General features: G+C 63.8%; 10 protein-coding genes. 1 reads left to right on the top strand and 9 read right to left on the bottom strand.

All coding sequences use genetic code 11. The annotated features are described in order from the left end of the window. Positions 1 to 59: 59 nt before the first annotated feature. From B552_RS0123975 to B552_RS0123945, 7 genes are all read right to left on the bottom strand, one after another. Positions 60 to 1,259, bottom strand: coding sequence for a DUF2252 family protein (locus tag B552_RS0123975; RefSeq protein ID WP_019451601.1), 1,200 nt, complete (start codon positions 1,257 to 1,259; stop codon positions 60 to 62). Between the two features lie 64 nt (positions 1,260 to 1,323). Further along, positions 1,324 to 1,677: a cytochrome C oxidase subunit IV family protein gene (locus B552_RS0123970; protein ID WP_019451600.1), complete on the bottom strand. Its 354-nt coding sequence runs from the start codon at positions 1,675 to 1,677 to the stop codon at positions 1,324 to 1,326. Between the two features lie 8 nt (positions 1,678 to 1,685). Further along, on the bottom strand, positions 1,686 to 2,390 hold the full coding sequence (locus B552_RS0123965) for a heme-copper oxidase subunit III family protein (protein ID WP_019451599.1): 705 nt from the start codon (positions 2,388 to 2,390) through the stop codon (positions 1,686 to 1,688). Positions 2,391 to 2,406: 16 nt separating this feature from the next. Then, positions 2,407 to 3,075 (bottom strand): cytochrome c oxidase subunit 3, encoded by a 669-nt coding sequence (locus B552_RS0123960; RefSeq protein ID WP_019451598.1) that lies wholly within the window; start codon positions 3,073 to 3,075, stop codon positions 2,407 to 2,409. After that, entirely contained in the window at positions 3,072 to 4,829 is a 1,758-nt protein-coding gene (ctaD, locus tag B552_RS0123955; RefSeq protein WP_019451597.1) for a cytochrome c oxidase subunit I, read from the bottom strand. The genes B552_RS0123960 and ctaD overlap by 4 nt, the downstream gene beginning before the upstream one ends. Before the next feature lie 37 nt (positions 4,830 to 4,866). Next, positions 4,867 to 6,042: a cytochrome c oxidase subunit II gene (locus tag B552_RS0123950; protein WP_019451596.1), complete on the bottom strand. Its 1,176-nt coding sequence runs from the start codon at positions 6,040 to 6,042 to the stop codon at positions 4,867 to 4,869. A 269-nt stretch (positions 6,043 to 6,311) separates the two neighbouring features. After that, a complete protein-coding gene (locus B552_RS0123945) occupies positions 6,312 to 6,815 on the bottom strand; it encodes a membrane protein (protein WP_019451595.1) in 504 nt (167 codons plus the stop codon). 324 nt (positions 6,816 to 7,139) lie between these two features. On the opposite strand from B552_RS0123945, the gene B552_RS0123940 reads away from it, so the two are divergent. After that, on the top strand, positions 7,140 to 7,328 hold the full coding sequence (locus tag B552_RS0123940) for a hypothetical protein (protein WP_019451594.1): 189 nt from the start codon (positions 7,140 to 7,142) through the stop codon (positions 7,326 to 7,328). A 227-nt stretch (positions 7,329 to 7,555) separates the two neighbouring features. On the opposite strand, the gene B552_RS0123935 is transcribed toward B552_RS0123940, so the two are convergent. Then, complete coding sequence (locus B552_RS0123935) at positions 7,556 to 7,747, bottom strand: rubredoxin (protein WP_019451593.1); 192 nt, start codon at positions 7,745 to 7,747, stop codon at positions 7,556 to 7,558. Positions 7,748 to 7,865: 118 nt separating this feature from the next. Continuing rightward, positions 7,866 to 11,840, bottom strand: a complete 3,975-nt coding sequence (locus B552_RS0123930) for a DUF748 domain-containing protein (RefSeq protein ID WP_019451592.1) — start codon at positions 11,838 to 11,840, stop codon at positions 7,866 to 7,868. Between the last annotated feature and the right edge of the window lie 151 nt (positions 11,841 to 11,991).

The following is an 11,991-nucleotide window of genomic DNA, read 5'->3' as shown; positions in this document are numbered from 1 at the left end:
CCCCTCTCCCGCGTGCGGGAGAGGGGAGCAAAGCCGGCTGTCGCGCGCGATACTACCGCTCAGACCGCCTCGCCCCTCGCCTTCAGATAATCCTCCCTGAACTGCTTCCACTGCGTCTGCGAAACATCGCGCCCGTGCTTCGCCAGCCGTAGCACAGTCGACTGCCAGCGCCCGCCTGCCGCGAAATCCTGCAATCGTTCGATACGGTCGGCTGCCTGATGGCCGCAGCCGCGCAGATGCGCCGACGCGGCTGCACGCGCCATCGTTGAAAACACCTCCTGCAGTGCAGCCTTGTCTCGGCAATGCGCAAGGTTCACGCGATCGGTTGTCGGCTGCAGGCTCTTCACAAGATACGACGCCTTGTCCATCGTCACATAGGACAGCAGCGCGGGCGATGCGGCCTGCATGATCTGCTGGGCGGCAGCCACGCGCTGCGCATCGCTGCCCCAGCGCGGCTGGCCGCGCGTGCGCATCCCAACCCAGGCGCTCGGCGCCGCACGCTTGATATCGATCAGCCGCTGATTCGCAGGTGTCTCGCGTTCATGCGCCAGCACCACATAGCGTTCGAGCCCCAGGCTGCCCACGCCTGCCACGCGCCGGGCGGAATCCTCCGCAATGAAGCGATGGCCGTGATGTTCCTGCCTGGAGTAGATCGCCAGTATCTCGGCGGCGCGCTCGCGCTGTGCCTTGTCGGCACGCAGCGCATGGCTGTCGAACTTGACGCGGCGCCGGCCGCCCCGCATTTCCGTGCGCGCATTCAGCAGCGCGCCGCGCTTGCGTCGCTTGACCTGCCTCAGCAGCATGGCCACCAGCCCTGTGGCCGTGGCGCGCTCCAGCCAGCGCGGCTTGCCGGCGCGCAGCATCGTTGTATAGACCGACAGCATCTGGGCGCATGCCGTACGCGCATCGGCCTCGGACAGGCCCATGCTGTCTCCGGCCACCAGCACGCTGGACAGCATGCGAATGACATCCACCGTCAGCGGCGCCACCATCGCGTCGTCGAAATCGTTCAGGTCGAAGTAGACCAGCCCATTGTCACCCTTGAACGTGCCGAAGTTCTCCACGTGGAGGTCACCACATACATAGGTGCAGGGCGCGTCCAGCAGGCCGGATTCGTTCTCGATCGACGCCGCATAAAGATGGTTCGTGCCACGGAAGAATGCGAAAGGGTCTGCGGCAATCGCCGCCAGTTTCATTGTCAGCCGCTCGGGGTCGCGGCCATGGTTGTAGGTCAGGATTTTCTCGGTGGCGGCGTGCATGGGCGAACAGGTTCCTCAACCGGGTGCTGTGTTGCGCGGCGCCCGTCGCCTGTGTCATGCGACATTAGTGAAAGAAGACGCCACGAGTCAGGAAAGTGTAATCCGCTTCGGCAAACATGAGAAAGACAAGCACCAGCAGACACAGTGGAGGAATCAGGATCGCGCAGATCAACGCCATGCGCTCCCATGCCATATGCATGAACACGGCGATAATCAGGCCGGCCTTCAGGACCATGAGCAGCAGGATCAGGAACCAGCGCAGGTACCCGTGGAAATTGAAGAAATCCACCAGGTAGGACATGGTGGACAGGACGAACAGCAGGCCCCAGACCTTCAGGTACAGGCCAATCGGGTGCTCCTGCTTCCCATGTCCGCCATGGGCAGCGTCGGGCGCCGGGGTGACGGGTGTCGATGCCATGGCCGACCTCACCAGAGATAGAACAGCGCGAAGATGAAGACCCAGACCAGATCCACGAAGTGCCAGTACAGGCCGGCAATCTCCACCACCTGGTAGTTACCGCTGGCCTCGTAGTGGCCGCGCAGTACCTTGCTGGCGATGGTCAGCAGGTATATCACGCCGCAGGTCACGTGAAAGCCGTGGAAGCCGGTGATCATGAAGAACGTGGAGCCGAACTGCGCTGCGCCCATCGGGTTCCCCCACGGCCGCACGCCCTCCTCCACAATCAGCGTGGTCCATTCGAACGCCTGCAGGCCTACGAACGATGCCCCAAGCGCGGCGGTGGCCAGCATCAGCAGCGCGCACGGGCGCCGCTCGCGCCGGTAGGCAAAGTTCACCGCCATCGCCATTGTGCCGCTGCTTGTGATCAGCACGAAGGTCATGATTGCGATCAGGATCAGTGGCAGCGTATGGCCGGCGATATTCTCCGCGAATACCTTGCTGGGGTCCGGCCACGGCGCTGTGGTGGAAATGCGCACGGTCATGTAGCCAGTCAGGAAACAACTGAAGATGAACGTGTCCGACAGCAGGAAGATCCACATCATGGCCTTGCCCCAGGACACCTTGAACGCACGCTGATCCGAGGACCAGTCCGCGACAAGACCCTTGAGGCCGCCCGGCAGGTGGCCGCCTTCCTGAGGCGACGCCTGCGAAGAAGACACTTGCGAGCTCATTGGCACATCCTTTCCGTCATCCCCGGCCACAGACATAGGCGACGATCTCCGGCGTCAGCCAGCCCAGCGCGCCGAGCAGCACGATCCATACACCGAGCAGGAAGTGCCAGTAACGCGCGCACAAGCCGATGCGCATTACCGTGCGTGCTCCGCTGCCACGATCCGCGGCCACGAACGCAAACCCGACCAATCCGCCGAGCATGTGCAGGCCGTGCATGGCCGTCAGCAGATAGAAGAAGCTGCCGGCCGGATTGTTCGCGGGGACAACGTGGATCGCGTACATGGCCTCCCATGCCCACAACTGCACCGCGACGAACGCCACCGCACCGGCACCCCCAAGGCGCAGCGCATGACGCGCCCGCACCATGCGGCCAGACCGCGCGGCACGCCTTGCTATCTCCATCGACACGCAGGCCGCAGCCAGCACTGCTGTTGACAGCCACACCTGCCACGGCAGCGCGATGCGCCGCCAGTCGGGGCTGTCCATGCGCATGACGTAGGCGGCAAGGAACAGCGAGAACAGCGCCGTGACCACACCCATGAACACCCACAGGCCGACACTTCCCGGCGCGCGCGCGCCGTGACCGTGGAGCGCGTCGCCACCGGCGGGCCCGCCCCCCGGGGACTCGCGCGATACCCTGAATACGCCGGCCGGTGTATCCGCGGCCAATGATCTGGCTTTCATGCGACAGCTCCCCGTCTTGCGTGCGGCTCGGGCTCGCTGCCCCCTTCCTCCGGCGGCGCGTTCTGCGCGATGAAGTCCTCCTTCGCGCCCGGCACGCTGTACGCGTAGGCCCAGCGATAGACCACGGGAAGATGCGCGCCCCAATTGCCGTGCACCGGCGGCGTCTGCGGCGTCTGCCATTCAAGCGATGCCGCACGCCACGGGTTGGACCCGGCGTGCTGCCCGCGCCGCAGGCTCCACGCCAGGTTGAAGACGAACAGCAATTGCGCCGCCGCGACGATGAAGGCCGCGATCGAGATGTACATGTTCATCGTGTGCGCCGATTCCGGGATGAAGCTGTAGTTATCCCAGGCGTAGTAGCGCCGTGGCATGCCCAGGATTCCCAGGTAGTGCATCGGGAAGAAGATCGCGTAGGTGCCGACGAACGTGATCCAGAAATGAATGCGGCCCATCGTATCGTTGAGCATGCGGCCGGTGACCTTCGGGTACCAGTGGTAGATGCCGCCGAACACGACCAGGATCGGCGATACGCCCATCACCATATGGAAATGCGCAACAACGAAGTAAGTATTCGAGAGCGGGATGTCCACGCTCACGTTGCCGAGGAACAGGCCCGTCAGGCCGCCGATCACGAACGTGCTGATGAACGCGATGGCGAACAGCATCGGCACGGTGAAATGGATGTCGCCGCGCCATAGCGTGATCACCCAGTTGTAGACCTTGATGGCGGTGGGCACCGCAATGATCAGCGTGGTGGTTGCGAAGAAGAAGCCGAAGTACGGGTTCATCCCGCTCACGAACATGTGGTGTGCCCACACGACGACAGACAGCACGCCGATGGCCAGGATGGCCCACACCATCGTGCGATAGCCGAAGATGCTCTTGCGCGAATGAACGCTGACCAGATCGGAAACGATGCCGAACGCCGGCAGCGCGACGATGTAGACCTCCGGGTGGCCGAAGAACCAGAACAGGTGCTGGAACAGCAACGGGCTGCCACCCTTGTAGTTGAGCTGCTGTCCCATCGAGACCATTGCCGGCATGAAGAAGCTCGTGCCGAGCGTCTTGTCGAGCAGCATCATCACACCAGAAACGAACAGCGCAGGGAAAGCCAGCAGCGCGAGGATCGTCGCCATGAAGATGCCCCACACGGCCAGTGGCATGCGCAGCATCGTCATGCCTTCCGTGCGCGCCTGCAGCACGGTGGTCACGTAGTTCAGGCCACCCATGGTTGCCGCCACGATGAAGATCAGCAGCGAAACCAGCATCAGGATGATGCCCCATTCATATCCCGGCGTGCCGGGCAGAATTGCCTGCGGCGGATAGAGCGTCCAGCCTGCCCCGGTGGGCCCGCCCGGAACGAAGAAGCTGGCCAGCAGCACCAGCACGGAAAGCAGGTAGACCCAGAAACTGAGCATGTTCAGGAACGGGAACACCATGTCGCGGGCGCCCACCATCAGCGGGATCAGGTAATTGCCAAAGCCCCCCAGGAACAATGCCGTCAGCAGGTAGATCACCATGATCATCCCGTGCATCGTCACGAACTGGTAGTAGTGGTTGGCGTCGATAAACGCGAACTTGCCGGGGAAGCCCAGCTGCAGCCTCATCAGGTTCGACAACGCCACGCCCACCAGCCCCACGCAGATGGCAACCAGCGTGTACTGCACCGCAATCACCTTGTGGTCCTGGCTCCAGACATAGCGTGTCCAGAAGCTCTGCGGGCCGTGGTGGGCAGCATCGTCGGCGTAGGCCATCTCTCAATCCCCCGATCTCTGACTTCGCATCAGCCCGCTATTTGCCGGCCTGCGGCGCACCCGTCGCACCCGTGCCCAATGACCGGATATAGGCGGATAGCGCCACCACGTCCGCATCGGTGACCGGCAGCTTGGGCATGACCGGGCCGAACCCCTTGACGATGCGCGCCTGCGGTTCTTCGATCTCCTCCTTCAGGAAGGCATCGTCGACCTTCGCGCTGGTGCCGTCGGAGAACGTCTGGGTGCTGCCATACAAGCCCTTCCACGTCGGCCCTACGCCGGCGCTGCCATCGGCGCTATGACAGGCGACGCACCCCTTGCTCTGCGCCAGCGCGCGACCCTCGGCCGCCAGGTCGGCGCCGCCGGCGGGCGGCTGTGCAGCGCCCGGAGCAGGCGCCGCGGGCGCAGCCGCCGCAGCGGCCTTGGCCAGCGTCATCGCAAACGTCTGCTGCTGCCCCAGCCACGCATCGAATGCCGCCTGGTCCTCCACCACGACATGCCCACGCATGTTGTAGTGGCCGATACCGCAAAGCTGCGCGCAGAGGATATCGAAGCGGCCGGCCTTGGTCGGCGTGAACCAGAACGAGGTCACCATGCCCGGCACCATATTCATGCGCGCGCGGAATGGCGGCACGTAGAAGTCATGCAGCACGTCCTTGGAGCGCAGCAATACCTTGATCGGGCGATTCAGCGGCAGATGCACCTCCGGGCCCATCACGACTACGTTGTCCTGCCCGTTGGGATCGTCCGGGTTCAGCCCGAGCGGGTTGGTGCCGCTAACGAAGCGCGGGTCGCTGGTACCCAGCTGGCCACTCTTGCCGGGAAAGCGGAATGCCCACTGCCACTGCTGCCCCACCACCTCCATAATCATCGCCTCGCGCGGCGGCCGTACATAGTCGGCATAGACGATCAGCCCTGGCGCCAGCAGCGCGATGATGCCCACCGCCGTCACGCCCACCAGCCAGAGTTCAAGCTTCCGGTTTTCCGGCTCATAGGCCGCGCGATGTCCGTCACGGTGGCGGAAGCGCCAGACGATGTAGCCGATCAGCAGGTTGAGGACGACGAAGAACAGGCCGGTGATGACGAGGGTAATGGTCAGCGTATCGTCCATCTGTTTCCAGTTGGACGCCAGCGGCGTCGCCCACCACGGGCTCACGAAATGAAAGAGCACCGAAGCGACGACGATGATGACGAGTGCGATGGCGATCGCCATATCCACCCTCCTCCGCGCAGGCAGAAAGCCGCGAGGAAAGCGCAAACTGCGCAAGTGGATTAAGACTAGTGCATCGCTTCAGGTCACTGCAAGGCGACATTGCCCCGATTGACGTACGCAAGGCCACGCGTGCGCCGCAATAAAAAATGGCGGAGGGGAAGCTTCCTTCCCATCCGCCATTGTGGCCGCGCGCGGCCCGTGTAGTGGCAAAGCGCGCGACGCAACCTTTGCATCAACGCATGATGTATCTGGCGCACCTTCCCGAGTATCTAGTGCGATACATCGCGCGATTCCAGCTTCCAGTAGCAGAGTGCGATGGCCATGCCGAATATCAGGTGGCCCACCAGCGTATGCGCGCCGCGTACATCGATGAACCAGGGGAACGCGCTGGTCATCACGTAGAAATTGAACAGGTACACCACCAGGCCGAACGCGGCGCCCACGAGCATCGACATGCCGACGCTCGAATCGAGCTGGAACGGCGCGATGATCGCGCACAGCACGCAGCCAAGTACCGCACCGAGCACGAAGTGAATGATCAGTGCCGCCGCCACGGTGCCAACGCTGAAGAACGAGTTCTGCAGTACCTCGCGCCCCATCACGATGGCAGCAATCATGCGTGTGGTGCCCCACGGGTGCACGCCGGTCACCATCGACGACCAGAACATTTCCACGACCAGCAACAGCGCGCCCGCTGCCAGCCCCGATACGGCGGCCGCTGTCCAGTCCGGCAGGCGACGCACGTAGTTGTGCGAATGCATGTGTAGTTCCATAGCGTCCTCCAGTCTCCTATGGGTGACTCCGTGAGCGACCCTGTGCGTCCAGCATAGGACACCTGGCATCGATACGGCTGACACAGCAGGAAAACCACACGAGAAACGGTGCGCCGTGCGTTGCCCACGGTACAAACGGGGTACAAGCCGGCGTACAAACCGGCGTACAAACCGCGCGCCCGGAAGTCACTCGGGCGAGACACGGCGCATCACCGAGTACGCCCCACGCATCAAACGGTGCGGGACAACCCCAAGTGCTCCAGCCTTGTATTCGCCACACACTGCCTATACTGGAAGTACAAAGAAGCAAGACAGGAGACCGCCATGCTGCATCTTCAGTTACAGGCGCATGATCTTGTATTCCTGATCCCCATGGCACTCGTCGGCCTCCTGGCGATGAGCGCGATTCCGATTGCCGCCAAGGCGTTGCGCATCAGTTGCCGCTGCGCAGGCGCGATCATCGGGGTACTGCTTGGGGTATTGGTGCTGGAGGCACTGCCGCTGCTGATCTAGGGTGACCGACGCGGTTCAGTTCCAGTGTGAAGCGCCTGTTTGAGAGAGAAGGAGGCGCGATGTCGTTACCCGTGCTCGCCGCCATCATGGTGACGCTGCTGGTTGTGACTGTCAGTACGGCATTGTGGCGCTGCAGCCACCCGTACCGCATACGCTATACGCGTTGCTCGCGTCGGCGGCAGCGGGCGGGCATATGCCGGCCCGATGCCCGGCACGAAGCTCACTAATCAGATCTCGATCATCGAGAAATCGCCCTTGCCGACATCGCACTCCGGGCAGCGCCAGTCCTCGGGGATATCTTCCCACCGCGTGCCCGGTGCAAGGCCGTCTTCAGGCAAGCCCAGTTCCTCGTCGTACACCCAGCCGCAAATCAGGCAAACCCAGGTCTTGTAGGCAATTACTTCTGCTTCCTGCTGCACATCTCGCTCCCGATATGATTTTCAAGTTCGGGCGCATGATACGCGGTTTTGGTGACGCGCCCCCTGCCGGCGTTCGAGCGAACCGTTCAAACGCCGGCAGTTGCGGTGGCAGGGGTGGTTACTGGCGAATGGAGAAATCGACGCGGTTGGGAGTGCCCTTGTCCTTGATCCCTTCAGCGCTGAGTTTCGGCGCCGTCAGGAACAGCCTCTCTCCAGGCACCTTGCCATCACGCTCGAGCGATTGCTTGACCACCAGCGCCCGCTGGTCTGCCAGCGCGCGCAGTTCCGTGTCGGTCACGGGCGCGTGTTCGAGCAGCAGCTTCTCCATTTCCGCTGGCGGCAAGGACTTGTTCAGTCCGATGAAATTGGTGGGCTTCTTGAACGATTCCCGCTTGTACACGGCCGCCAGGTACTTCGGATACTCCTGTGGGGACACGGTGACATTGGCACCCTGCTCGCCGCCCTCGCCTTCCTCCGCCTGATCGCCCGCCTGTGCCGAACGGCGCAGATCACGCTGCTTGGCTTCGGCAATGCGCTGGTTCAGCCAGACACGGCGCGCGCCATCGGCATCGGTGGCCGGATCGATACGGCCGCTGATTTCCAGCTTGAGCGACGGCCGGTCTGCAAGCGCCTTGCCAACCGTCTCGATCTTCTTGCGCGCGTCGTCGGTCAGCGTGGATGACCCTGGTGCGAACTCGATATAACCGAGTTCCTCGGCGTTGCCGCCGAACGCATGGGCAATCAGCGCAAACGGCGAGGTAATCGCCTTGGCAATCAGGTTTCCGATCACGCGCAGGATCACGCCGCCAATACTGAACTCCGGGTCCGACAATGAGCCCGAGACCGGCAGGTTGATGTCGATCACGCCATTGCGGTCCTTGAGCAGCGACACCGCCAGCAGCACCGGCAGCTTGACCGCGTCGGGACTGTCCACCTTGTCGCCAAACGTGAGCTGGTCCAGGTAGAGGTGGTTCTTCGCGTCCAGCTTGCCGTTCTCGATCTTGTACGCCACATCGACGGTCAGCTTGCCCTTGGTGATCGGATAGCCCGCGTACTTGGCTGCATACGGCGTCAGGCGCGTGAGTTCCACGCCCGATGCCTTGGCCACGATATCAAGATAGAGCTGTTCGCCAAGTGGATTGACCTTGCCGCTGATGCTGACGGGCGCATCGTCGTCCAGCCGGCCGTCCAGCGCCAGGTCCGCGGGAGTCGGGTCACCGGAGGAGACCTTGGACACCGAGCCCTTCATGCCAGTCAGGTTGGCCGAATAGTTCGGCTGGACGAAGAAGTCCGAAAAATTGATGTTGCCCTTGTCAATCGAGACGCCGCCCAGGCGGATCTGCGGCTTCGGACCCGCCGCCTGTGCCGGTGCCGGTGCCGCTGCGGGGGCGGACGCGGGTGCGGCCTCGCCCTTCGCTGCCGGCGCCGACGCGGGATTCGCCTGCGTCAGGCTGGTGGACGGTGCCGCCTCGCCCTTCGCCGCGCCGCCGGCCATCACGTCCTGCAGGTTCAGCCGGCCATTGGCATTCAGGATCACACGCGCGTAGAAGTCAGACAGCGCAACGTTGTTGATGCCGAGTTGCAGCGGCCCCTTGGCATCGTTCATGTTGAAGTCGATGCCACTTACGGCCAGCGTGCGCCAGCGCAGGAAGTCGTCGCCCGTGATGCGGTCCACCGTGCGCACGTTGCCGGCCACCACATTGCCGTTGAACCGCACCGCCATCGGCTTGCCGGCAGGCGCTTCATAGGCGACCTTGCCCTTGAGCGTCAGCGCCCCACTGCGCAGCGCGGCGTTGAAGCGATCAGCCATGTAGGGTTGCAATGGCGCGAGATCGAGTTCTCGCAGGTCGAGCTGCAGTTGAGCGGCCGGGCCGGTCGGCATGACCTGCCCGTCGATATTCATCACGCCCTTGCGCCCGCCTTCCGCATGCAGCTTCATCGGCACCGCTCCAGGCGAGAGCGGCCAGGTGACCGTGCCGGTATTCAGCGCGATATTGCGGAACTGGTGAATGACGGGGCGGCCGCGATTGGCATCGGCAGGCTCATAATCAGCCAGCCGCGCGGAGCCGCCGTCCACCACCACCTTGCCGACGCGGACCTTCCAGCCCTGCGCCGCCGCACCGCCATTCGTCGGCGCTTTTGCCGCAGCCGGGCCGTGGGCCTGCGCGGCGGTGCTGGCCTTCGACTGCACGGCCCAGATGCGCGCCATCTCCAGCAACTGTCCCTGGTGGTCACGCGTGGCCGCGATCTGCGGCTGGACCAGCGACACTTGCGAGGTTTCGAACGTCTGTTTGGCGAGGTCGAACTGGATGTCTTCCAGCACGAGCTTGTCTGCCTTGAGAAGCGGCAGATTGGCGCCCTCGGTATCGGCAGCACGCCGTGCCGTGCGTGGTCCGCGCTGCGCGCGGTCCTTGCGCGCCGGGGCCGACGCGGCCTTGGCCGTGCTGTCGGCATCGCCGGCTGCCGCCGCCGGAGAATTGGGCACGCTCACCGGCTCACGCGTGGCCACATAGACCGGCGACAGTTCGACGCGGGATTTGTCCAGCGTGAACTGGAGCACCGGCTGCGACCACGCCATCTTGTAGTTCAACGTGGCATTGATGCCGGTGTCGCCGAACTGGCTTTCCAACTCGCGCGGCCACCAGGCCGAAAGCCCCTGCGGACGCACGCCAGCGGTTTCCAGCGTGCCGTTCAGCGTGCCCCGCTTGAGGTCGAGTTCGCCCGAGTGCTTGATTGTCTGGCCATCGGCGATCGTGATCGTCGCATCTAGCCTGGCCGGCTTGTCGCCGCTGCTGGCCAGTTGCGCAATATCGACATTCACCGGCCCGATATCGAGCTTGCCGGGCCCCGACGGCGCGAGGGCGTCGGCAAAGCCAAGCTTAGCGTCCTTGACCACGATATGGTCGACGGCATAGGCCCACGGCGCGTCTTCCGTCTTGGGCGGCGCCTGCACGCCCGAGGCAGCCACCGCGGAGGCCGGTGCGGATGCCGATGCCGAAGGCGCCTGGGCCGGCGTCGTCTTCATGCCTTCGGGCAGGAACGCCGTTGCAAGATCCAGCGTGCCATCGGCGCGACGCTGCGCCTGCAGGTCAAAGCCGTCAAGCTCGATGCTCTTGACGTGCGCCTTGCGGCCCAGCGGCTCCACGCGGTCGAGATCAACCGCAAGCCGCCCCGCCTTGACCATCGATGCGCCGGCATGGGTCACCACGTCGGCGTCGCGCAGCGTGACAGTGCCGGACACGTACAGGTCCTGCTTGTCCTTCTCCTGACGGAAGTCGATGTTGAGCCGCGTGTCGACCAGGCCGCTCTTGACCTCAGCATCCTTGAGCCTTGGCGCGAACGCCATGTACTTCGGAATCTCAAGCCCGTCCAGGTTGATGTTGAGGTTCGCCTCGTGGGTATCGGCGAACGGCTGCATCGTGCCGTCCAGCGCCAGCGGCGACCCATTGACCTTCGCAAACAGGCTTGGGCGCGTATTGATGGTTACGTCATGCGGCAGGTTCGACAGGAACGGCAGCGTCAGCGTGAAGTTCTCCACACGCTGCACGGTGTTGAGCAGCTTGTCGTCATAGACGAAGCTGGTATTGGTCACCGCGATGTTGCTGACGGAGAACCGCGCCGGCTTGGCGCCAGCCGGCTTGGGCGGCAGCGCGGCAAAGCGGTCCTGGATGTCGGCAAAGTTCATGCGGCCATTGGCGTCGCGCACCACGTGCACGGACAGGCGGTCCACGTGGAGGAAATCGACGACCGGCGCCAGGTGCCAGACCGATGCCGCCGACGTCGTGGCCTCGACCTCGCCGAGCGTCACCATCGGCGTCTTGCCGTCCGGCTCGAAGATGGTCAGGTCGTTTATCGTGGCCGCCAGGTTGAACGGGCGCACGTGTGCACCGCCCAGCGTTACCTTGCGGCCCAGCGCCTCGGTGGCGTTCTTTTCGACCAGATACTTGATCAGCGGCGGTCCGCCGAAATAGCCTGCCAGCCCGAATACGGCCAGCGCGGCCGCCACGCCGCCCGCGACGCGCACGGCCACGCGCCTGCGTGGCGTGGCCATTGCCGCCCCTGTTGCGGCCTGGATGGAATCCTTGAAAGCCATGTCACCCCAGAAAGTTTGACCCCACGCTGGTTCCGGCCCTATTGCCGTCCAACGCTTTGTGCCCCGGATTTCACTTGTTTTTGAATTATGGCGACGGATTATGGCAGCGCAAAGGACGATTTAGTATCTGATTTATGCAGGATCAGGGACT

The sequence above is a fragment of the Cupriavidus sp. BIS7 genome (genome assembly GCF_000292345.1).
Lineage (GTDB): Bacteria > Pseudomonadota > Gammaproteobacteria > Burkholderiales > Burkholderiaceae > Cupriavidus.
Note: the sequence above shows the minus strand (reverse complement) of the source record. Positions and strands in the feature narration are given on the sequence as shown.